Origin of the sequence: Microcoleus sp. S1D4, from assembly GCF_036700765.1 — a bacterium.
Classification (GTDB): Bacteria; Cyanobacteriota; Cyanobacteriia; order Cyanobacteriales; family Microcoleaceae; genus Microcoleus.
The window spans coordinates 85,177-107,631 of sequence record NZ_JAUBPP010000007.1; the positions used below are offsets into that span (position 1 = coordinate 85,177).

Consider the following 22,455-nt stretch of genomic DNA (forward strand, 5'->3'; position numbering starts at 1 on the left):
TTTAAATGGATAAAAACTGACATGATGGGATTAATCCTGGAAGCGCTCGAAGCAATGGGACACAATGTCCGCTGGATGTCTTGGAATTTGTTTTTAGGTTTACTACCGCTGGCGCTGAGTTTTTGGCTGTTCCGCAAACCCCGATCGCGCTGGCTACTTTGGGGTACGTGGGTTCTTCTGGGCGCTACATTTGTGCCGAGCACGCGCCATGTTTTAGCCTATCTGAGGCACATTGTGCAAGATGTGGGTAAAACTTACGTTTTGGGGGCGATCGCCATTACACTCGCGCTGATGGCTTTAGATATCTGGGTACTGCGACAGCGCGGAGTTCGCTCTCTCCGCTGGTGGGGCGGTTTTTTCTGGTTTATCGCATTTTTGCCCAACGCACCCTACGTTTTAACTGATATCATTCACCTGATTGAGCAGATTAAAGAGGATCGATCGGTGTGGACTGTGACTCTGGCTTTAATTCCGCAGTATCTGGCGTTTATGCTGGCCGGGTTTGGAGCTTACGTGCTGTCGGTGATGAATTTGGGTTACTATCTCAAGCAACAGGGTTGGGGTAGATTTATTCTCGCCACCGAGATGATTATTCACGCACTTTCGGCGATCGGCATTTATTTAGGGCGATTTATCCGCTTCAACACTTGGGACATTCTGACTAACCCCGATGCGCTGGTTAACACCGTAATGAACGATTTGATTGGCAAGCGTCCGGTTGTAGTAATGGTTGCAACATTTGTAGTAATTGCGGTTTTGTATTGGCTGATGAAGCAAGTTATTTTGGGCATCAGCCAGCGATTTTACAGCACTCAATCCGAGTCGGGGTCGATCGACCAAACCGCGACTTCTTCTGATTCCATCGATTTGAGATTCTAGAGATGCCCATTGAGAATTGACTTGTAGCTCCGTGAATCTGCCAGCTTGAACTAATAGCAGTTCAAAAAAACAATGCAACTCTAGGATAGCTGCTAAACCGCTATTTTATAAGTCATTCTCAATCAAAAAACGCAAAACAAAAAATGAAAATGCTATAAGACCCATTTTTTTTAGATCGCGTATTTAAGCCGGCAAGCAAGTATCCGTCTGTAGGTGAGATTAATTTCTGCGATCGGCTCCCAAATAAATTACTGCAGCCATCGGTAATAAAACTTGATATGTTATAACAGCCGAAGTAGTTTTGTAACAAGCAAAGATGAATCGATTTGACCGTCAGTTGTGGGAGCGATTTATGGCGATCGCTCAGCCTTACTTTTATCCTTTAGAGCCTGGGGGCGGCAGAAGATTTTTAGGATTAGTCGCACTGCTGTTGATATTTCTCTTTGCTGCGATGTTTATGGCTGTGAGCGCTTTATGTCTCGGAGGTGCTGCTCTTTTTCCAGATTTTGTCAATAGTATTGCAGCCGGCTTAGTTACTTTGTTGAAAGGAATTATTAATTCGCCCGCAATTGCGATCGTAGCTTTCATGCTAATTATTCCTTTCATTGCTTTTATCTGCTTCAAAAACAGATTGACAGCGCACTGGCAGCCCTGGGCTTTATTGACTTTGCTGCTATTTTTGTCCCTGTCAGTTAGCGGGCTTAATGTAATTATTAGTTATGTCGGTAACTTTTTTAACACAGCACTAGCTAAAAAAGACGAACTCAATTACTGGAAGTATCTGTTTGTCTATGCAGGCGTTTTTGCACTCGGCACTCCTATTGTCGTAATTTACCGCTACATCCAAGATAAATTAAGTCTCTACTGGCGAGAGTGGATGACCAATAAGTTCCTCGATAAATATTTTCAAAATCGGGCTTATTATGAAATAAATTCTCACAAAGAAATCGACAATCCAGATCAGCGAATTTCCGAAGATGTCAAATCTTTTACCAGGACAAGTTTATCATTTTTGCTAATAATCTTGGGTTCAATAGTTGACATTATATCTTTCACAGGTATCCTGTGGTCTATCTCCAAACAACTTTCGATATTCCTGATAGTTTATGCTATCTTGGGGACGGTCGCCACTCTGATTTTTGGGCAAAAATTAGTACCTCTTAATTTTAACCAACTTAAAAAAGAAGCTAACTTCCGCTACGGACTGGTTCACATTCGCGACAATGCTGAATCTATTGCTTTTTACCGGGGAGAAGAACAGGAATCGACACAAATAAAGCAGCGGTTCGTGGAAGTATTCCGCAATTTTAATTTACTAATTGGCTGGCAGCGAAATCTGGATTATTTCACAACAGGATACGGATATGCTGTTGTGATTATTCCGGCTTTGTTTCTAGCTCCTGCTTACTTTGCCGACAAAACCGATACAATCCAGTTTGGAGATATCACGCAAGCAGGTTTTGCTTTCAGTCAGGTTTTAAGTGCTTTTTCTGTGGTTGTAACTCAGATTGAACCGCTGAGTTCTTTTGCAGCTAGTATCAATCGTTTGACTGTATTTACAGATACTTTGGAAGCAGAAAAAGCGGTATCTCGTGCCGGAGAAACAACTATAGATTTAGTAGTTGATTCTCAGTTGACGCTGGAACACGTTACTTTAGATACTCCCAAACATCAAAAGACTTTGATTAGGGATTTGTCGGTAGCGGTGTCGCCGGGAGAAGGACTGTTAATTGTCGGTCAAAGCGGCGCAGGAAAGAGTTCTTTGGTGCGGGCTATTGCGGGTTTGTGGGACTCGGGAACGGGCCGTTTGGTGCGGCCGGAACTTGGGGAAATGTTGTTTTTGCCGCAGCGTCCTTATATGATTTTGGGGAGTTTGCGATCGCAACTTCTGTATCCCAACACCAGCAGCGAGGTTGATGAGGCAAAATTTCGCCGCGTCTTAGCATCAGTAAACTTAGCAGATTTGCCGGACAGATTGGGCGGTTTTGAGGCGGATTTAGATTGGACGGAGATTTTGTCGCTGGGAGAACAGCAGCGTTTAGCTTTTGCCAGATTGTTGCTGACAGAACCGCGCTACGCTATTTTGGATGAGGCGACAAGTGCTTTGGATTTGAAGAACGAGCAACATTTATATGAGCAGTTGCAAGCAACTAAAACTACGTTTGTGAGTGTCGGCCACCGCTTGAGTTTGTTGAAATATCACCAGCAGGTTTTGGAACTTTTGGGCGATGGAAGTTGGCGGGTGGTTTCTGCTGAGGAATACCGCGATAGTGCGAGCGTGTTTGATTGATAGAGGGCTGCTAAAGATGATATTATGTCCGGTAAATAAATAACGCTCTGGTTTGTAGTGAGGACTGAAGTTCCCATCCAATTTAAAAGCTGAAGTCCTCACTACAAACCAGTTTTATAGCTGTTGTTCGCTCGGACATAATATTACTGATTGCATTAGGGTTGGGAGGTTTTCCGCAGTTGCATGGTTTTTTAAACTGGTACCAAAACCTAGAATTTGGGAAAAAATATCTCAAATTTTCCGAAAAAAAAACAAGCAAACTGAACTTTAACCGATGCAATTGTTCGCCCGCGAGAACTCACAGAATATAATAGAAGATAGATTTTTAGTAGAGGCGAGATTCCTACCTTGACTACTCCGATTCCTCAAAACTTTGTGCAAAATATCGCCAAACAGCTCGGTGTGACAGATGCCGAGTTAAAAACCGTGTTTATGGCTCTTGACGGTCAATCTACCGCTACGATCGCCAAACAGCTCGGCATTAGCGACATCGCCGTTCGCAAAAGACTAGGCGAAGTTTACAAAAAGTTTCAGATTGGGGGGAACGGCCCGGGAAAATTGTCAGAATTGAGACATCAGTTGCTGTTTTCATACCACGCAGAGCAGGGAGCAAGCGATTTTAGTCCCGGAGGTAAAGGATCTTTTTTCAAAATGCCGATCCTCTCCGAGCGCTCCGCTAACGGGCGCAGACAAGAAGATTGGGGCCAAGCGCCGGATGTTGCGGTTTTTTACGGACGCAGTGAAGAATTAACTGCGCTAAAACAGTCGATCGTATCGGATAATTGTCGCTTGGTAGCGCTGCTGGGTTTGGCCGGTAGCGGGAAAACAACTCTGTCGGTACAGTTGGCGAAACAGATACAGCATGAGTTTGATTTTGTGATTTGGCGATCGCTGCGATCGACACCAACACCATCCGAATTTCTAGACAGCTTAATTCAACTTTTTTATAACCCAAAAAAGCCCGATGTGCCGTTAGCCGCTCCATCGAAAAAGATCGATCTCAACGACAAAATTTCGCGCTTAATCGAGCATTTGCGAAAACAGCGCTGTCTGCTAATTGTAGACGATTTTGAAGCAGTCCTCCGACCCGAAGAACTAGCAGGACACTACCGCGAAGGCTGCGAAGGCTATCGAGATTTAATTGTGCGCCTCGGTCAAGTCAATCACCATAGCTGTTTAGTGCTAGTTAGTGCCGAAGAACCTACAGAACTAGCTTTGCTGGCGGGAGAAAAAGTACGGTCTTTCAAGCCCGCTATTTCTTCAGAAATAGCGCGAGAAATTTTCCAAGAAAAAGGCTTGTCAGCTCGCGATCGAGAGTGGGAAATTTTGTTAGCTCGCTACGGAGGAAATTTGTTAGCATTAAAAATTGTGGCAACCACAATTAATGATTTTTTTGATGGTAATGTTGTCAAATTTTTAGAAGCGACGGCGTTATTTATTGAAGAACACATCAGCAATTTACTCGCGCAGCAATTCGATCGAATGTCGAATTCAGAACAAGAGATTGTCTGCTGGCTGGCTATTGCACAAAGTCCGATTTTCCTGACGACTTTGCGAGAAAAAATGTTAGTTAATTCCTCGCTTTCCGATTTGCTAAAAAATCTCGATTCTCTCAGCCGTCGCTTGCTGATTGAAAAAATCAGTGAGGGCGGAGAAACTGTTTTTAGGCTTCAGCCTTTAATTGTGAAATACGTCAGCGAAAGATTGGTTGAGCAGATTCGGGTGGAGGTTTTGGAAACGGTTAAAACGCAAGGAACAGAAAGAATGCGGCTGTTGAAAACTCACAATTTTAGCCAGAGTATTGCTCAAGAAAAAGCAGGTGAAGAATCTCGCAGTCGCTCAATTTTAGCATTAGTTAAAAATCGGCTGCAAGTGTTGTTTCTGAAAACTACAGGCTTTGAAGAGCCGCTAAATATCCTGACGAAAGTTGTCTCCGGTTTGGAGGATAAATCGACGCTTGAGGTGGGATATGCGAAGGAGAATCTAGCGCAGATTATTTGGGAATTTCAGTAGACTTGAATTGCATCCATGTCCTCTCAAGACTTGAAATCTGCGTTGAGCGCCGTCAATATGCTATTTTCCGAGCGATCGTATCATGTCCCGTAGATTACCATCACAAAAATGGTTCGTAGTGCGTTTAATCGAGTAGCAGAATTTGACGGACACCAAGACGCACTACGAACCGAATTGTGCGTTTGATCGAGTAGTTGTGGGGTGCGGATACATCAAAAATTCCGTACATTCCATCGACAATCTGACGTAGCGGATCTATGAAATTGTCGATTTTTTGTTATAAATTTTCGAGGAAGACGCACCCTACGCTTTCTTCTTTCTTCTTTTCACCCTGAGCGAAGCCGTTATAGCCTTCTTCGTGATGACGTTGGACGTTCGCGAGCGGCTAAAATAACTAATAACTAGCCTTCGACTTCGCGAGCGGCTAAAATAACAAATAACCAATAACTAATAACAAATAACCAATAACCAATAACCAATAACCAATAACTAACAACCAATAACCAATAACTAACAACTTCTTTGACAAAAAAAACGATCGCCCTTTCAAAAAAAGCGATCGCCCAATTTTCAACAAAAACAGAATTCGATAAAATTATTTGACAATACCGAAAGCCGATGCAGATTCAGATCCAGTAATTTGGCCCAAAGCAGGGGCTGTTGGAGTCTGTGCAATTTTGGGTGTCAAAAATCCCTTCGCATAAATCTGAGGATTTTCTTGAACAATTAGGCTGTAAGATTGGCGGACTTCGGCGTTTACCGCCACAGTCGTCGCATCGTAAACTTGCATCGCCATGTTGGGATAAAAACCAATTCCCACAATCGGTATCAAAAAGCAAAATGCGATCGCCACTTCCCGAGGTTTAGCATCAATAAACTGTGCATCACCAGGCAAAATACAACTATTACCGAAACAAACCGCTTCATCCAGATTCTCTCGCTGATTCCGCAAATCTAGATCCTCAAGGTCACAAGCCGCCAATGTTCCACAGTTGTAAAATAACTGTCGCAGCATCGAGAGCAAATAAATCGGTGTCAAAATCACTCCCACCGCCGCCAAAAACACGATCGCCGCGCGGAAAGAAGAGCCGTAAACATCGCTCGTTGCAACGCCTACAAAGACTGACAATTCGCTAGCAAAACCGCTCATACCGGGGAGTGCCAAAGATGCCATTGCGCCTGCGGTAAACAAGGCAAAAACTTTCGGCATCACTTTCCCAATCTCGCCCATCTCGTCCATCACCATTGTATGGGTGCGATCGTAGGTAACGCCCGCCAGGAAAAACAATACTGAGGCGATCAAACCGTGGGAAATCATTTGCAGCAGCGCCCCGTTGATTCCCAAATCCGTGAAGGAAGCAATACCCAACAACACGAATCCCATGTGAGAAATCGACGAATTCGCAAGGCGGCGCTTCATGTTCGTTTGGCCGAAGGAATTCAGCGCGCCGTAGATAATGTTAACAACACCCAGCACCGCCATAATCGGTGCAAAGTAAATGTGTGCTTTCGGAAGAAGTTCCAAATTCAGGCGGATCAGTCCGTAGCCGCCCATTTTCAGCAACACGCCGGCCAGAATCATCGACACCGGAGAAGATGCTTCGCCGTGGGCATCAGGTAGCCATGTGTGAAAGGGGAAAATCGCCAGTTTTACGCCGAAGGCAATGAACAATCCGCCATAAAGCAGGATTTCTAAACCCAGCGGGTAGTCCTTCAAGCCGAGTTCTACCATGTCGAAGGTAACGTTTCCTCCGCCGTAAAATCCCATTGCTAAGGCAGCTATCAAAATAAAGATGGAAGCGCCTGCGGTGTAAATCAAGAATTTGGTAGCTGCGTAGCGGCGGTTTTGTCCGCCCCAAATCGAGATTAGCAGGTACACCGGAATTAGTTCTAATTCCCAGACAATGAACAGCAGCATGATGTCTTGGGCGACAAATACTCCGATTTGTGCCGAATACATCACCAACATTAGGAAGTAGAACAATCGCGGCTTGCGATCGACCTCCCATGCAGCAAAAATAGATAGCGTCGTCACCAATCCCGCCAACAACACCAGCGGAACCGACAGCCCGTCAACCGAAACAGACCAGTTGAGCCCTAAAGAAGGTATCCAGGAATATTTCTCGACGATTTGGAAAGTAGAGATGCTCGGATCGTAGTGAGTCCAGAACACCCAGCACATCAATACAAAGTCTGCAATACCAACGCTCAGAGCATACCAGCGGACTGTTTTGCCGTCTGTATCCGGCAAAAAAGGGATGGCGGCGGCAGCTATGAGGGGTAGGATGACAATTGCGGTCAGCCAAGGAAATTGATCCGCTATCATGATAGTGAGAATAAATACTTAGTTGGAAGTTACGACAATTATAATACTAAATTTAAGTAAAACTTAACATTTGTAAATATATTTTTTTGACAAATACCGCAGTGGCTAGCAAAATCATAGATTGCGGCAAATGTCAATAGTTTTTGCAGTTATTTTATTCAGCAGTTTTTAACCGGACTCAAACATTTTCTAGCAGCTAAAGTGGCTCTAAACCTCTCTGGACAAGGTTTGTGAAGTCGGGAAGCCAAAAATAACACTAATGCGACGGCGAGCATCTGTGTTGTGTATTTCTAGCATCGCCCAGCCCAAAAAATCCTTTTTACAAAACACAGATATTCCTGCTTACGGTTTCGGGCAAGTCTTATTGGGGAAATCACAGCTATAAATATAGGGTTTCTGCCAGTTCAGAGGAATTTGTAATAAATCCCTGGTTCCCGTCATTCCCTGTCCCAGAAAGAGCAGCACAGCGATCGAATTCAAGATGACATGGACAGTGCGCCACCGATTCGATCGATCTTTGTAAATATCTTCAACAATCGCCAGCGAAAACACCATCAGCAGCGCAGCGGTGATGCCAATGTAATAGTGAGACCAATACCATTCCTTGGTTAGCCGATAAACGCCATCTTGAGTGCCAAGAATCACCAAGCCAGCACCAGTCAATGTCGCAAATATGCCACGCCATAACGCCGGTGTCGATCGATAGAGCATCACCAAAGAAGCAATAGTCGCCAAAAACATCAGCACAATGAAAACGACTTGAAACGAGTTTTTGCTCCAAATTTGTTCGGTCAAAATATGCTCAAAAATCGCGTAGCCTAAACCCAACAACGTCACTCCTACCACCGAACCAGACAGAATTCTACCTGCTTTCAGGTGTTCTGAACCGACTACTGGAGGAATTTTGCTCTTTTCCCCGGATGCAACTTGCTTGCGGCGCTGCATCGTTTGCCAAGCCATATTCAGCACCACACCAAGCATCGGAAAAACGATCGCTACAGCTAAAATCGGATGCAGCAAAGCCAGAAAATCTTTAAGTTCCATACAATACCCTTTCGTTTTTCAATTCGATTTAACCTCACATCTTGCGCCCATCTCAAATCAGGCTTTTTCATAGGGAAGAGCGGGTTTATTCAACCTCTCTGTAACTTTCTGTGACTGTTGGCGAAGTGAGCCCCTACAGGACACTCGTGTTGCAATATCTCAGTTTAACTAAACTTTTGATACCTTCACGCAATCGATCGCGCGATCGAACAACACACAAGGCTTCAACAAAATCCCAGATAGTAGCAAAAGAGACAATAACTCGCCGGAGCGCCAGGGCGTTTCCATTTACAAACGAATACCAGAAATATTATGGTACAAAATGTGAGTTTGAATCAAGTATGATAGCTCCAAAAAGATTTCTGAGTATCCGGCATCAGCTTTAATTAAGCTTAACGTAACAATTCTTTGTTATTCAGAATACTAGGCCAATTTTTGTTTGCTAAAGCAATATGACCGGGGATATCACCCATCCACTCTGCTTGTACTTTCTTGTCGTAGTTGAGATAAAGCTTCCCATTAACAATTTTCCAGGCATCAGGTTGTGTAGCAACAAGATTTCCTTCACTGGCAGCCTGAGCGCAATATCCACCGTATTCAGGAGCATATTTTTCAGGATTTTTAGCAAACATATCGCGGTTTGCTGCACTAGCAAACATCCAAGTTGTGCCACCCCAATTATGTTTGAATTGGCTAACTCCCATCACTAATTTGCTTTGGGTAAAATAGGCTACGACATCCTGACCGTCAAGAGCCATACCATTTTCGGTGTAATACTTAGGATGAACGGTTGTTGTGCTGTTTTTACCAGCGCAAGGATTGGCTTTACCCGCGCAAGGATTGGCTTTCCCCGCGCAAGGATTGGCTTTACCCGCGCAAGGATTGGCTTTCCCCGCACAAGGATTGGCTTTCCCCGCACAAGGATTGGCTTTACCAGCGCAAGGGTTGGCTTTACCAGCGCAAGGATTGGATTCTGCAATCTTGAATGAAACGGTTGTAGAGTTTGAGTTTGTGGCACCCTTGAAGTTGGCGTAGCTAACATTAGCTGTTGCCAAGCCTAGAATAGTGGCAATCGCGATCGTGGTAAAGTATTTTACTTTCATGTGTTTAATTTTCCGATAAATTGTTAGCAGTTCCATGCCAGAGATTAGCTTGAGAATTCTTACTCTGTGGCAAATCGGCTGGCTTTTTGTTGTCCTCGACGCACTTTTGACAAAAGAAACCGGGTTTTTACTTGATTTGTGGGTGACAGTGAAGGATTATTGGTAAAAAACCCGGTTTCTGGCCACCCGTGCGTCAGTCCTAATGGTGTTGTCCTCAAGACTTGAGGTTATTTACATTAACACTCAAGAAAATGAGTGCTAGATGAGGAAGAGATGGATGGGAGATAAAACATTCAGAGTTTTATCTCTCGGTTTCTTCAGCAAAAATTCATCTAAGAATTAGGAACCCATCATCTAGTTACCAGGAATATCTTATAGACTGGAGATTAAGCCTGACTATCTTTTAGTAGTTCAATCATTTAATCGCGAGTTGAGAAATGATCACAGGAAAAGACTGGTTAGTAACGGATGATGGACAGTACCGTGTTGGTGAGGCTATCAGTCAAACACAAAATTTGACTCATCCCTACCGACTTTACCGCTTTTTAACTGACTTGGAAGATGTATTAGAACAAATTAGTGATGATTATTTACGACTCCAGGCAATTTGTCCTCTTGTTCGCCAATTGTTAGATGGTTCTTCTTGGCTTCAAATTGCTCTTTTAGAGCCTGACTCTGAGACAGGATGGGCAGTACAAACACTTTATGATGAACCATTTTTTCCTCTGACGGTGCAGTTGGTGGCTTGGGCTCCGGGGGCAGTTTCTCCGATTCACAATCATGCTAGTTGGGGGCTGGTGGCGCTACTTGGTGGACAGGAAAAAAATACTTTTTGGCAGCGATCGCCAAATGCTAAATTTTCCAATAAAATCAAAACAGCGGGCGATCTTTTGCTTGCATCTGGTGACATTTTGTGCTTTATGCCCGATGCAATTCATCATGTGGAGGCGATCGGAGATGAACCAACAATTAGCTTTAATATTTATGGTGAAACAGATTACGATCGACGCTTTGAATTCAACCAACTTCAAGGCACGGCAGAAAATTTTTAAGCGAGCATTCTGATGGGAAATTGGGAATTGGGAATTGGGAATTGGGAATTGGTAAATTGAATGAAGCATATAACCAAATTTAGAGCTGCTATTAATCATTTTACTGGTAAGCGAATTTCTACTTCTTCGCTTCAGTTTCGCCTGACGCTGGAATTGCTGTTACTCTCGATTTTAGGACTTGGCAGCGTGGCATTTTGGTCTGGCTGGCAAAGGTCACAAAATCTAGTCGGTGCGCACAAACAAACGCTGGAATATATTGGAATGCGTTTTCCCGAACAGGTTGAACTTTATAGTGAAATGGGTTCACTAGAAATTGGTTTAACTCGAAGCGTTCATAAAGCTTCTACAGGAGGAATTATGGTGTGGGTGAAGCGAAATGACGGGATGCTGTTGGTAAATTCACCTGATATGGATCTGCAATCTTCTAAGATTACGAAGATGCTTTCATTGACGCAAGTTCCTGCTGAGCCGACTTTTGTGCGGGTGGAAGATCGCTACATGGTGATCTGTAGCACGACTCTGAGAATCAAAAATCAGTTGCTGGGTACGGTATATTTTTCTCAAGATATCACTGACGAGCAACGTCAATTAAATGATGGGATTCGGAGTTTAATTGTTGTCAGTATTGTGGTAATTTTGGTGTTAATGTTGGCGATCGCCAGTCGGATCCGCCATGCTCTGGGCCCCTTGGAACACATGAGTCAAGTGGCTAGCACTTTGTCTGCTGATAATTTGCAGGCGGCAAAACTCCAACTGGATGAGGCTCCTGATGAGATTTTAGGACTTGCACAAACTTTTAATGAGATGTTGTTTAGATTGTCGGGTTCCTGGGAGCAACAACGCCAATTTGTCGGCAATGTTTCTCACGAATTACGCACTCCCCTGACGGTTGTTCTCGGTTATTTACAAAGTTTGCTCCGACGCAGCACTAATTTAAGTGACTATCAGCAGCAAGCACTGGAAACAGCGGTTGGTGAAACTGAACGCACGATTCGGATGTTAGAAGATTTACTCGATTTGGCACGGGCTGATAGTGGCAATTTGCACTTTCGCTTGCATCCGGTGATCTTGAATACTCTGGTGGCTGAGGTGGTTGAAATGAGTCAAAAAGTTAGCAATCGAAAAATTATTTTGGTTTCCAATGATGAAGATGTTGTAGCCTGTGCGGATCAAGCTCGTTTACAACAAGTTTTAATTAATTTGCTTGATAATGCAATTAAGTATTCTGATTCGGAACAACCTGTGGAATTAGTCTTAGAAAAGAGGGAAGAGCAGGTGATGATTCATGTGGGCGATCGCGGAATTGGTATTTCTCTCCCCCATCAAAACCGGATTTTTGAGCGGTTTTACCGGGTGGATGAGTCAATGACTCGCTCTAGAGACGGTACAGGGTTGGGATTGGCGATCGCCAAAAGCCTGATCGAAGGTATGGAAGGACGTATCGCGCTGCGATCGAAACCGGGAGAAGGTAGTATTTTTACTATCACCTTACCTGTCTGGAATCCACAACTATGAGCGATCGCATTCTCCTGGTTGAAGATGACCCTAAACTAGCGAAGTTCATCGAATCGGAACTTACTCTAGAAGGCTATCACGTCACCGTCGCCCCCAATGGATTGGATGGATTGACGATCGCCCGCACGGCTGAACCGGATTTATTGATTCTAGATTGGATGCTTCCGGGTATCTCTGGATTGGATATTTGTTTGAGGTTGCGATCGACTGGCGTGCAAGTACCAATAATTATGTTAACAGCAAAAGATGAAGTCCCCGATCGCGTAACGGGATTAAATGCTGGCGCTGATGATTATGTGACTAAACCTTTCAGTATCGAAGAACTTCTAGCGAGGGTAAAAGCACGTCTCCGTCGCCTCCAACCAAATGACCCTGATAGCTTAGAATTTGAAGACCTAATCTTAAATTGTTTAACCCGCGAAGTTTATCGAGAAAATAAACTAATTGAACTCACGGCTAAAGAGTTTGATTTGTTAGAATTTTTGCTGCGAAATCCCCGTCAAGTCATTACGCGCGATCGGATTTTAGAAAAAGTCTGGGGTTACGATTTTATGGGCGAGTCAAATATTATTGAAGTGTATATTCGGGCGTTACGGATTAAGTTAGAAGCAAGTAACTCAAAACGCTTGCTGCATACTGTTCGGGGAGTTGGCTATGTGTTGCGAGAGCAAAAGTAATATTACAACCTATTCTAGGTTTATGAAGTACACAATCCTAACCGATTTTTTATCTAAATTATATCAAATCCTCTCTTCATCGGAATAGTAAATTCACTGTTGACTGTTGACAGTTAAAATCATGAGGAGTGCAACCGGAATTGCTATTAAAGGTCTAGATGCAGTATTTTTGCAAAAAAACCCGGTTTCTCACCACTGGTGCGTAAGTCCTATCTATACCTGTACTCTCTGCGATCGATCAAAAAAAAATGTTCGCAAACAAAATATAATTGCCATAGCTGCCGTTAAAAATAAAAAAACCAGACTTTTCCCCCCAAAGGCTGAGGCAAAAGACGACTCAAGCTAATATTGATGTTAACCTGTCCCTACCCGAGATCGAACTGTTTCATGATACCCGATGCCTCTGCCGGAGCCGCTGCTGCTGCTCAATCAACACCCGAAATCAGCTTAGATTTGCAAGTCCGACTCAAGACTGAAGACGGACAACTATTGTTGCTGCTTCCCCCAGAAACCAACACCGAGGCCGCAACTGGTGCAGCTTCGACTTGGACTGAACTTTGCCAGCAGCTAAAAGTTAGGCTGAATGCAGGAGAACGCTTTTGGCAGCCAAATGCAGAAGTAAAATTGATGGGGAGCGATCGACTTTTAGATATCCGCCAACTGCAAGAAATCGCCGATGCCCTATCGGAAGTGGAACTGCAACTCAAACGAGTCTACACCAGCCGCCGCCAAACTGCCGTTGCTGCCGCTACTGCAGGCTATTGTGTAGAACAGCAGCCTCCGGTTTCTTCTCTGAGTCAAACGGTGGCCGAAAAACCGCAATCGCTGGCGGAACCTTTATATTTGCAGATGACAGTGCGATCGGGCGTAGAAATTCGCCATCCAGGGACGATCGTACTTTTGGGAGATGTAAATCCCGGTGGCTCAGTCATCGCCGGAGGAGATATCCTAGTTTGGGGGCGTTTGCGGGGCGTAGTGCACGCCGGTGCCGGTGGCAATACCAAAAGCGTGATTATGACCTTGCAGATGGAACCGATGGTGATTAGGATTGCTAAGTATGTGGCCAGAGGCCCTGAAACCTCACCCGCTCAGTTTTTCCCGGAAGTCGCCTATGTGACACCTCAAGGAATTCGGATCGGTAGAGCCTCGGATTTTGACAAATCGCAGTTAAGTGGGGGTGATTAGTTATTGGTTATTGGTTATTTTATTGGTTATTGGTCATTAGTCATTGGTCATTGGTTATTGGCAATACTACTTCTCTTTAAGTCTGCGCTTTATAATTTTGGTCTTGGCGAAATCAGTCAGTCAAGGAAGTTTTAAATTTTCAAGGCAAATTCAGAGAGAATTGGTGGAACAAGGAGAGTTATTAGTGTTGAGCGTTGAGTTGATTCAAGGGAGTATTTCCGGCTTGACAAAAGCATTTTTTTGTGATGGTAGTGCAAACTCTTGATGTTCACTACCATCACAAAACTAAACTACTTCCTAATTCAATTAATAACAAAATCACGGAAAAATATCCAAAGAATCAGCTAATTAGCAACCCCAAATAATACCGTTGCCAATGACAACTGACAACTGACGACTAACAACTAACAACTGACAACTGACAACTGACAACTGACAACTAACAACTGACAACTAACAACTGACAACTAACAACTGACAACTGACAACTAACAACTGACAACTGACAACTGACAACTAACAACTGACAACTGACAACTGACAACTGACAACTGACTAATAAATCTAAAATCGCTTATGGCTCGCATTATTGTTGTTACATCAGGGAAAGGCGGAGTGGGAAAAACCACATCCACAGCCAATCTCGGCATGGCTTTAGCTAAGCGGGGGCGCAATGTTGCCGTCATTGATGCCGATTTCGGTCTCAGAAATTTAGACTTGCTGCTGGGCTTAGAAAACCGCATTGTTTACACGGCCTTAGAAGTTCTCGCCGGAGAGTGCCGGTTAGAGCAAGCTTTGGTGAAAGATAAGCGGCAGCCGCGTTTGGTGCTGTTGCCGGCTGCCCAAACTCGGATGAAGGATGCCATCAGCGCTGAGCAAATGAAGCAGCTTGTGGGGATGTTGGGAGCAAAATACGACTATATTTTGATTGACTCTCCGGCTGGAATTGAACAGGGTTTTCAAAATGCGATCGCCCCGGCGCAAGAAGGCATCATTGTCACCACTCCAGAAATCGCTGCTGTCCGGGATGCCGATCGAGTCATCGGGCTGCTAGAAGCCAACAATGTCAAAAAAATTAGGCTGATCGTTAACCGGATCAGGCCTGCAATGGTGCTGGCAAATGATATGATGTCGGTGCAAGACGTGCGGGAAATCCTCGCCATTCCGCTGTTAGGCGTTGTTCCCGACGACGAGCGCGTCATTGTTTCTACGAACCGAGGCGAACCATTAGTATTGTCGGAAACGGCCTCTTTAGCTGGAACGGCCTTCGACAATATTGCCCGCCGCTTAGAAGGCGAAAAAGTTGACTTTCTCGATCTCAATTCCCGTCCCGAAAACTTTTTTACTCGCCTCCGCAAGTTCTTCAATACTAAAATTATGTGATGTGCTGCCATATTGGCGATCGACCTCAAACAGCAACCACCGCACCACAAAAATTACTTGAAAGTTTTCCCAAGTGATACCGGTTCCCCAAAAGCATCAAACTGCTGCCCCCTACTCCAACCCAGACGGGAATAAGTCATTCCCCAATCTTAAAATCTCAAACTTGTATTGAGCGAAGCCGAAGTATCTAAAATCTAAAATCGACTGACTTGTTCTATGCCCAACCCTTGACAAATCCGCTATACCCATGCTATACACACTTCTCGAACGACTTTTCCCGCGCACCCCTGACAACAGCCGCGACGATGTAAAACGTCGCCTGAAACTGGTTTTAGCCCACGATCGCTCAGAGCTCAGCCCCGAAATGGTTGAATCGATGCGCCGAGAAATTCTAGAGGTGGTGTCTCGCTATGTGGAAATCGATACTACTGAGTCGGAGTTTGCGCTTGCTAGCGATCAGCGGGCGACAGCATTGATTGCAAATCTCCCGATCCGGCGAGTCCGCCTCGAACAGCCACGGGAGAATTTGCCAGAGAATTTGCCCCAGAATTTGCCCCAGGATATTCCCGAGTATGTACCGGAGTATGTCGTGGACATTCTCCCGGAAACGACAGATTAACCGGGGAGCATCTGCGGCTTTGTAAAAATATTTTTTTTGTAGGAATGCGAGCCTTTACTAGGCGATCGCGCGACAGCGCTACAAAAACAAAACTCAGATGCTCTCTCAAAAAATGCGATCGTTTCTATTAAAAATTTTTCAATATCAAAACAAATCACCGGATTAGCGATCGCTCTACGATTTCTATTCTGTTCGCTAGATTACTATAACAAAAACGTTTCGCAGTGCGGACGACCGTCCGTAATAAGAACGGACAGTCGTCCGCACGAACCTTATTTACTGGGGCTAATCGACCAAAAACTATATCTCTTGTGATTCATTTTTCTGCTTCAAGATGCTCTTACCAAAATTACATTGCAGTTGCTTTGACGAGAAATTAGGGCTGGAATATTTCCCTGTTTCATCTGTTGCAATAATCCCTCTCGACTCGCACCCAAAACAATCACATCGCTTCCATCCTGTTTGGCATAACTCAATACTGCAGCCGACACAGAATCAGCACATACAGAAGTCGTCAAGATAGAGGCATTCACTTGGGGCTTGAGAAACTCAGCGGCAGCTTTCAAGATTTCTTCGGTTGGTTCAAAGTCAACACGATTGGCTTGGCGCTCCTCAGAAGCATCGTACACATGAAATAATCTGACTTGTGCGGTTTTGGTCAGAGAAATCAATCCAGGTAGCAACCGAACTGCTTGATGGGCATTGGGCCCGCCTGCCATTGGTACTAACCACCGCTCAAAAATTGCTCGATCGATTAACTTCACCAACACCACTTCACAAACAGCCTGTCGAATCATAGTATCGACAACTCGACTAAAAACCCGCCCCGGTGTTTTAGTGCTGCCTTTCCAGCCCATTAAGACGAGATCGATATGTCGCTCTTCGATCGTTTCGAGAATGGCACTTGACAAATCATGCGCCACTAGAATCTGGGTATGGATCGGAACTTGCCACGCTTGACACAGACGGATTGCCTGCTTTAGTAACTTTTGACCCTCCGCCGTTTTTACTGGAGTTTCTGCAAGCACCTGATGTCTCGGCACAACAATCACCTGCAAACATTCAATTTCATAGTTGCGATCGCGGGCAATTGCCACTGCCATTTCTAACAGCGTCAGGGAGGTTTTTGGATTGCTCAACGGCACGAGGATGCGCCCTTGTCCAGTTTCGGGCGATTTGGTTTGATGAATTATCCGAGATCGTTCTACCTTTGGTTGAGCGAGACTTTCGTTGTTGAGATAAGCTGCTTCAACGCGAATAATATCGCTGCGGGTAATAATACCGACCAATCGCCGTCCTTCTACGACTGGTAAGCTATGGAGATTGTGTCGATCGAGCAAATGCAGCACATAGGCAAGCGTATCTTCTGGGTTAATGCGAACCGGCTCTGGTGTCATCAGCTCGCTGACAAGATTCTCACCATTCAATCCTCGTGCAGAAAAGTTGGTAATATCCTTTTGAGTTACAATGCCGACAAGCTTGCCGCTTTCTACCACCGGAAACGTGCGGTGGGAAGACAGGGAAAACGCCTGTAACGCTTCTTCCAGACGAATCCGACTAGAAAGCGTTTCTACTTTCGGCTGCATCACATTCAATGCAGTTAGATCTGTCCAAGGATCTTGAGCGCTCGTTTCTTTCGTCAGGTGAATGCCTTTAAAGGCCAGCAAGCGATCGTAAAGCGAACCCTCATCAAGCAATTCTGCAATCAGGTAAGAAGTCACAGATACGATCATCAGCGGCAACACTAAATTAAAGTCAGTCGTCATCTCAAACACTAGGATTACCGCAGTAATCGGAGTGCGAGCAACCGCACAGAAAAATGCCGCCATCCCCACCCGTGCATAGGTGGTTGCCAGACTTAAACCCAAAACTTGGTGTTCTCCGACTCCTACGAGGTATCCTAACGCTGCACCCAGTACCATGCTGGGAATCAGCAACCCGCCCGGTGCGCCAGAACCGTAGGTGACGACGATCAGAAAAAACTGGATGCAAAAGACGATCGCCACGAGTTGCCAGTCTGCATTTCCGGTTAATAGCAGTTCTTTGAGTCCGGCATTGTCTCGAAATATATCTGGTAAAGCAGCGAGTGCAATTCCCGTAATCAGCCCAGCAAATCCGATTCGCCAGGGTAAGCCGACACGGAAAAAGCGGCGGTACAACGTCAAACTTGTCAGGATTGAGCGATTGAACAGCACGCCAAGTCCGCCTGCTATGATTCCCAGCAGCAGGTAAAACGGAATCTCAGAAGCAGAAAAGCTGGTATTAAAGACAACAAGATGCAGGTCTAAATCGAGATTGTGCGAACCACTGATCCGAGCGACAACTGACCCGATGAACGAAGCTAGGATAGCGGTTCCCAAGGTGATTCCTGACACGTCTTGCAACAGTTCTTCGACCACAAATAAAACACCTGCGATCGGCGCGTTAAACGCGGCTGCAAGTCCCGCTCCGGCTCCGGCTGCGAGGATCTGACGGCGATGATCGGGTGAAGTTGGGAACCATCGACTCAGTTGACTCGCTAACGCTGCCCCAATCTGTACCGTGGGGCCTTCTCGTCCGAGGGGTATGCCGGCAGCGAGTATGAGGGTGGCGCTGACCAACTTCACTAGGGCAATTCGTAAATTCAAAGGCATCGGAACGTTGGCGAGTACCGCCTTGACTTCGCTCATGCCGCTCCCGCTGGCGGCCGGAGCGAGGCGATCGACTATGAATCCAGACAAGAATCCGCCTAGGGCCCCGATCGAGGGCAGTGCAATATAGGCCGGGATGAAATGCGTTACCTGCTGCCGCCAGCCGCCGAGCCAACCAACTCCTTGTGCCAACAACAGCGCAGCCAGTCCCGACACTAGCCCAATCAGGCAGGCTTCAAAAATCGCTAATCGCTTGGGACGCAACAGTAGATGGGAAAAGCGACTCCAGATAAGTTTTCCGATGCGTATCATTTTGCCTTTGGGGAAAGTGCAGACGTTGACGATCCCGCTTAAAGCAGCGGTTTGGGGGATGGTGGATTGAGACCCGCAGGCTGCTCGGTGGGCGATCGCCAAAGCTGTTGTGGGTGATGAAACCAGTAGTCTATCGTAATACCACCGACGAACAACAGCAGCAATAAATATAATTCTGTTCGCCCAAAAATAGCGTTTGAGCGATCGCCGGGAGAAAAATTTCTCTCTTTGTCATCAAATTCGTCTTTCATATTTCTTTAGCTAAACGATAAGAACACTCCCATTCTGACTGAAGTGGCTGCGATCTTCCTTCAGGGCGATCCTAACGTCTAAAAGTCTAGGAGATGCTTGCTTGTAACTGAAGTTCTAACGGTCGGTCGGAGCGAATTTCTAACCCTGGTAAATCGTGTTTTACTAATGTTTTTTCGCCTGTTTCAGCAGTGGCGCTCGGCCATAGCACCCAGCGGCTACCTTGGGAAAGAGTGCTTAAACTCGTAGTGTTTGGAGTCAGCCAAATTATCGACTGTTTCGATCGAGAATCGATCGCCTCTTCCCCAGAATTAACCGCGGCTAAAATTTCCAAAACTACCCGGTTCCCCGATACGAGTCCGGTTCCGGCCGTCCAAAGTTTGACGTTTAACAGGCGCTTGCTAGCATAGAAGTAAAGAGAAGCTGCTACTGTCACGGCTCGTTCAAATTCCTTTGCTTCCCACAAAGCGCCGCTGTCGAGAGCAATAATAATGTCTTGACCGCCGGCGGCAACTTCTAACTCTCTCACGCGCAGTTCTCCGTAGCGGGCGCTGGTGCGCCAGTGAATCAGGCGGGTGGGGTCTCCGTGGCGGTAAGGTCTGAGGTTGCGGGTGAGGCCTTCGGTAGCAGTTTGCGATCGACTGCGATTGTACAATTGCGGGCTGTCTTCTTGACCGATGCGATCGATCAAAGGGCAAGCGCTCAACGGCAAAACCTGCGGGTAGACAACCGCCACCGCTTTCGCCGGACGGCTGCGGCGGCACCAAAACAACCCTAAAGGCGCAGCCGTTCTCAAGTGCACCTCTTGCCAGCGATAGATACCGCGCTGCGGGACTTCTCTATAGTATGTATCCCTGTATGTACTGTTAGGCTCTATGACTTCGATCGGGCGGATGACCTCTTTTCCCAATACAAACGGCAAGATGTCTACCACTTGCAACAAAGTTTTAGGTTGGCGATCGCGATTTGTGATTTCTAGTTCGATTGTAATTTGATCGCCCGCACTCACCGGTTCGATGGGGCGACGGCGCACTTCCAAAGAACGAAGCGATTTGACCGGCAAAACCGCCGCTACGACCAACAGCGCCAAACTCCCACCGCTTAGTGCGTACAACCAACCAGCCATTGTATTAGTAGCAGATCCAAAAAAGAAAACCGTCATTCCCGATAGCAGCCAACCCGCGTAGGCGGGGGTTACAGCACGATTTTCGAGCCAGCCGACAATTTTTTGACTGATATTCATACAAGTTAAAATTGTTAATTAGTCGATCGTCCCATCAAGCCCAATTGTAAAATATTTTCAGCATCTAGCACCGAATGAGCCAGCGAGCGATTAGATTATAAATTGGGTGTTTTTTCGCAGTTATAGCAGTTCGAGCCAAAAATCGGGTATTGAGCGATCGATCCCTCAATCCTCCAATCCCTAAATCCCCCAATCTAAAATCTAAAATCTAAAATCTAAAATCGACTCACTTCTCGCCTTTTTGATAAAAGCTATAATACACTGACCTCGCCCAATAACGGATACAACCTCCCGATACTCAATCACCGTCAATTCGCAAATTGTAGACCCTCATTGAAACTGCCAGATTCACGGCGCTGCGAGTCAATCCAAAATCTCAAGTTTTACACCTAAAATCGACTGATTGGAGACTAAAAAATGAACCCATCAAACAATCGTACACCCGTTCGACCAGAGCCTCAAGCCCGCCGCACGCCTCCGCCGCCCCCGCCCTTAGCAATCGCAACTCCCGCGCCGAGTCCGCCCCCCGCCGCCCCGCCACGGGCTGTGGAGACACCCACCAGTACGATCGAACAAATGGTCAGAGATGCCCACAGCGCCTCGGCTTCCGACATTCACATTAGAGTCGGCCAAGTACCTCGATTTCGGATTCGGGGCGTGATGCAAGTAGCAACCACCCACCCCAAAGTAACGCCAGAATTGTTTCAAAATTATCTAGCCGAAATTCTCACCCCCGAACAGCGACAACAGTTTGCAGCTACCAAGGAATTAGATACAGCAATTTTTTACCCAGGCTTTGTGCGGTGTCGCGTCAACTGTTTCGATGCCCTCAGCGGCGGTGCGATAGTATTGCGATTGATCAGTTTAGAAATACCGACTATCGATTCCTTGAGGCTACCAGAAGTTCTCAAAAATATCATTTTGCGATCGCAGGGGTTAATACTGGTTACGGGGCCTACCGGTTCGGGAAAATCAACAACAGTAGCTGCCATGATCGACCATCTCAACCAGATGGAACAGAAGCACGTAGTTACAATAGAAGATCCGATCGAATTCATTCACCCTTCTAAAAAATGCTTGGTCAGCCAGCGGGAAGTCGGCTTGCACACCCACGAATTTCAGCAGGCTTTGCGGGCAGTTTTGCGGGAAGATCCAGATGTGATTCTGATCGGGGAAATGCGCGATCGCGTTACCATCAATACAGCCCTGCAAGCAGCTCAAACAGGTCACTTAGTAATTGGAACTCTCCACACTCGCAGCGCCATAAACGCCATCAACCGCTTGTTGAATATGTATCCGCCCGAAGAACAGCAAACGATGCGGATTCAAATCTGCGATTCTTTGGTAGCAGTAATTGCCCAACTTTTGCTGCCAACAGTTGACAACCGCCGCGTCGCAGTTCACGACATTTTGGTGAATACGCCCGCCATGCACGATTACTTAATGAAAGGTGCTGATGACGAAGCTTTCCGGTTGATGGAACATGACACCTACGAAGGAATGCAGATTATCAACCAGGGTCTTTATAAACTGGTGCTCGAAGGCAGAGTGACGATCGAAGAAGCAGCAAAAAGTTCTCCCGAAGCGAGCGATTTAGACCGTCGCTTACGGACTGGAGGCTACGATGTTGGGGACGCTCGCGGCTTTGAAGGCAGCAAAAAAGAACGCAGCATTCGCGACCGGTAGCAGCACGCAGGGGTAGTCTTGTTCTGGCTACCCCACCAATTCATACTATTTGACATTTGAGATTTAAGAGTTGAAATTAAAAAATTGGGAATGACTTATTGTGTACGGATATGTGGCAGTTTGAGGAAAATATGAGGTATTGAGCGATCGCTCAATACCTCATATCATATCCGGTCAATTACTATCACAAAAACCGTTCGCGCGTGCTAATCGATCGGAGATGATATCACTCGCTCAATTCCCCAATCT

Annotated in this window: 17 protein-coding genes; 11 read left to right on the forward strand and 6 right to left on the reverse strand. The window is 45.8% G+C overall.

All coding sequences use genetic code 11. The annotated features are described in order from the left end of the window. The first annotated feature begins 21 nt into the window (after window positions 1-21). The 3 genes from QT998_RS09870 (at window position 22) to QT998_RS09880 (ending at window position 5,182) form a co-directional block, all read left to right on the forward strand. A complete protein-coding gene (locus QT998_RS09870) occupies window positions 22-879 on the forward strand; it encodes a DUF1361 domain-containing protein (protein ID WP_333114374.1) in 858 nt (285 codons plus the stop codon). A 316-nt stretch (window positions 880-1,195) separates the two neighbouring features. Next, window positions 1,196-3,169: an ABC transporter ATP-binding protein/permease gene (locus tag QT998_RS09875; RefSeq protein ID WP_333114376.1), complete on the forward strand. Its 1,974-nt coding sequence runs from the start codon at window positions 1,196-1,198 to the stop codon at window positions 3,167-3,169. Window positions 3,170-3,517: 348 nt separating this feature from the next. Beyond that, the gene (locus QT998_RS09880; protein WP_333114378.1) at window positions 3,518-5,182 is read left to right on the forward strand and encodes a helix-turn-helix transcriptional regulator; all 1,665 of its coding nucleotides are present in this window, start codon (window positions 3,518-3,520) and stop codon (window positions 5,180-5,182) included. Between the two features lie 595 nt (window positions 5,183-5,777). On the opposite strand, the gene QT998_RS09885 is transcribed toward QT998_RS09880, so the two are convergent. The 3 genes from QT998_RS09885 to QT998_RS09895 form a co-directional block, all read right to left on the reverse strand. Beyond that, window positions 5,778-7,508: an NAD(P)H-quinone oxidoreductase subunit 4 gene (locus QT998_RS09885; RefSeq protein WP_333114381.1), complete on the reverse strand. Its 1,731-nt coding sequence runs from the start codon at window positions 7,506-7,508 to the stop codon at window positions 5,778-5,780. A 342-nt stretch (window positions 7,509-7,850) separates the two neighbouring features. Continuing rightward, window positions 7,851-8,552 (reverse strand): DUF4079 domain-containing protein, encoded by a 702-nt coding sequence (locus tag QT998_RS09890; protein WP_333087048.1) that lies wholly within the window; start codon window positions 8,550-8,552, stop codon window positions 7,851-7,853. 392 nt (window positions 8,553-8,944) lie between these two features. Continuing rightward, window positions 8,945-9,655, reverse strand: coding sequence for a YHS domain-containing (seleno)protein (locus tag QT998_RS09895; protein WP_333114383.1), 711 nt, complete (start codon window positions 9,653-9,655; stop codon window positions 8,945-8,947). A 34-nt stretch (window positions 9,656-9,689) separates the two neighbouring features. On the opposite strand from QT998_RS09895, the gene QT998_RS09900 reads away from it, so the two are divergent. The 7 genes from QT998_RS09900 (at window position 9,690) to minE (ending at window position 16,086) form a co-directional block, all read left to right on the forward strand. Continuing rightward, window positions 9,690-9,821, forward strand: a complete 132-nt coding sequence (locus QT998_RS09900; protein WP_333087046.1) for a hypothetical protein — start codon at window positions 9,690-9,692, stop codon at window positions 9,819-9,821. Window positions 9,822-10,092: 271 nt separating this feature from the next. Further along, window positions 10,093-10,707 carry a cupin gene (locus tag QT998_RS09905; RefSeq protein WP_333114386.1) on the forward strand — a complete coding sequence of 205 codons (615 nt, stop codon included), beginning with the start codon at window positions 10,093-10,095 and terminating at the stop codon, window positions 10,705-10,707. Window positions 10,708-10,767: 60 nt separating this feature from the next. Continuing rightward, the gene (locus QT998_RS09910) at window positions 10,768-12,222 is read left to right on the forward strand and encodes a sensor histidine kinase (protein WP_333087041.1); all 1,455 of its coding nucleotides are present in this window, start codon (window positions 10,768-10,770) and stop codon (window positions 12,220-12,222) included. Beyond that, window positions 12,219-12,899: a response regulator transcription factor gene (locus tag QT998_RS09915; protein WP_333087039.1), complete on the forward strand. Its 681-nt coding sequence runs from the start codon at window positions 12,219-12,221 to the stop codon at window positions 12,897-12,899. The genes QT998_RS09910 and QT998_RS09915 overlap by 4 nt, the downstream gene beginning before the upstream one ends. 387 nt (window positions 12,900-13,286) lie before the next feature. After that, on the forward strand, window positions 13,287-14,084 hold the full coding sequence (minC, locus tag QT998_RS09920; protein ID WP_333114389.1) for a septum site-determining protein MinC: 798 nt from the start codon (window positions 13,287-13,289) through the stop codon (window positions 14,082-14,084). Window positions 14,085-14,660: 576 nt separating this feature from the next. After that, window positions 14,661-15,467, forward strand: coding sequence for a septum site-determining protein MinD (minD, locus tag QT998_RS09925; RefSeq protein ID WP_194066505.1), 807 nt, complete (start codon window positions 14,661-14,663; stop codon window positions 15,465-15,467). Between the two features lie 247 nt (window positions 15,468-15,714). Then, entirely contained in the window at window positions 15,715-16,086 is a 372-nt protein-coding gene (minE, locus tag QT998_RS09930) for a cell division topological specificity factor MinE (protein ID WP_333087034.1), read from the forward strand. Between the two features lie 329 nt (window positions 16,087-16,415). Here the strand turns inward: minE and QT998_RS09935 are convergent, their stop codons facing one another. The 3 genes from QT998_RS09935 to QT998_RS09945 all read right to left on the reverse strand — a co-directional run bounded on the left by QT998_RS09935 (window position 16,416) and on the right by QT998_RS09945 (window position 20,520). Then, the gene (locus QT998_RS09935; RefSeq protein ID WP_333114391.1) at window positions 16,416-19,028 is read right to left on the reverse strand and encodes a chloride channel protein; all 2,613 of its coding nucleotides are present in this window, start codon (window positions 19,026-19,028) and stop codon (window positions 16,416-16,418) included. Between the two features lie 38 nt (window positions 19,029-19,066). Further along, window positions 19,067-19,279, reverse strand: a complete 213-nt coding sequence (locus QT998_RS09940; protein WP_333114393.1) for a hypothetical protein — start codon at window positions 19,277-19,279, stop codon at window positions 19,067-19,069. Window positions 19,280-19,365: 86 nt separating this feature from the next. Next, the gene (locus QT998_RS09945) at window positions 19,366-20,520 is read right to left on the reverse strand and encodes a DUF58 domain-containing protein (protein WP_194066508.1); all 1,155 of its coding nucleotides are present in this window, start codon (window positions 20,518-20,520) and stop codon (window positions 19,366-19,368) included. Between the two features lie 417 nt (window positions 20,521-20,937). Here QT998_RS09945 and QT998_RS09950 point away from each other — a divergent pair, with 417 nt between their 5' ends. Beyond that, window positions 20,938-22,206 carry a type IV pilus twitching motility protein PilT gene (locus tag QT998_RS09950; protein WP_333114396.1) on the forward strand — a complete coding sequence of 423 codons (1,269 nt, stop codon included), beginning with the start codon at window positions 20,938-20,940 and terminating at the stop codon, window positions 22,204-22,206. Window positions 22,207-22,455: the final 249 nt, after the last annotated feature.

What these genes read in the sequence shown, in the direction of transcription:
- QT998_RS09940 (WP_333114393.1), bottom strand. Translation starts at nt 19,279, where the DNA reads ATGAAAGACGAATTTGATGACAAAGAGAGAAATTTTTCTCCCGGCGAT.
- QT998_RS09900 (WP_333087046.1), top strand. Translation starts at nt 9,690, where the DNA reads ATGCCAGAGATTAGCTTGAGAATTCTTACTCTGTGGCAAATCGGCTGG.
- QT998_RS09950 (WP_333114396.1), top strand. Translation starts at nt 20,938, where the DNA reads ATGAACCCATCAAACAATCGTACACCCGTTCGACCAGAGCCTCAAGCC.
- QT998_RS09885 (WP_333114381.1), bottom strand. Translation starts at nt 7,508, where the DNA reads ATGATAGCGGATCAATTTCCTTGGCTGACCGCAATTGTCATCCTACCC.
- QT998_RS09870 (WP_333114374.1), top strand. Translation starts at nt 22, where the DNA reads ATGATGGGATTAATCCTGGAAGCGCTCGAAGCAATGGGACACAATGTC.
- QT998_RS09895 (WP_333114383.1), bottom strand. Translation starts at nt 9,655, where the DNA reads ATGAAAGTAAAATACTTTACCACGATCGCGATTGCCACTATTCTAGGC.
- QT998_RS09945 (WP_194066508.1), bottom strand. Translation starts at nt 20,520, where the DNA reads ATGAATATCAGTCAAAAAATTGTCGGCTGGCTCGAAAATCGTGCTGTA.
- QT998_RS09905 (WP_333114386.1), top strand. Translation starts at nt 10,093, where the DNA reads ATGATCACAGGAAAAGACTGGTTAGTAACGGATGATGGACAGTACCGT.
- QT998_RS09875 (WP_333114376.1), top strand. Translation starts at nt 1,196, where the DNA reads ATGAATCGATTTGACCGTCAGTTGTGGGAGCGATTTATGGCGATCGCT.
- minC (WP_333114389.1), top strand. Translation starts at nt 13,287, where the DNA reads ATGATACCCGATGCCTCTGCCGGAGCCGCTGCTGCTGCTCAATCAACA.
- QT998_RS09935 (WP_333114391.1), bottom strand. Translation starts at nt 19,028, where the DNA reads ATGATACGCATCGGAAAACTTATCTGGAGTCGCTTTTCCCATCTACTG.
- QT998_RS09910 (WP_333087041.1), top strand. Translation starts at nt 10,768, where the DNA reads ATGAAGCATATAACCAAATTTAGAGCTGCTATTAATCATTTTACTGGT.
- QT998_RS09915 (WP_333087039.1), top strand. Translation starts at nt 12,219, where the DNA reads ATGAGCGATCGCATTCTCCTGGTTGAAGATGACCCTAAACTAGCGAAG.
- minD (WP_194066505.1), top strand. Translation starts at nt 14,661, where the DNA reads ATGGCTCGCATTATTGTTGTTACATCAGGGAAAGGCGGAGTGGGAAAA.
- QT998_RS09890 (WP_333087048.1), bottom strand. Translation starts at nt 8,552, where the DNA reads ATGGAACTTAAAGATTTTCTGGCTTTGCTGCATCCGATTTTAGCTGTA.
- minE (WP_333087034.1), top strand. Translation starts at nt 15,715, where the DNA reads ATGCTATACACACTTCTCGAACGACTTTTCCCGCGCACCCCTGACAAC.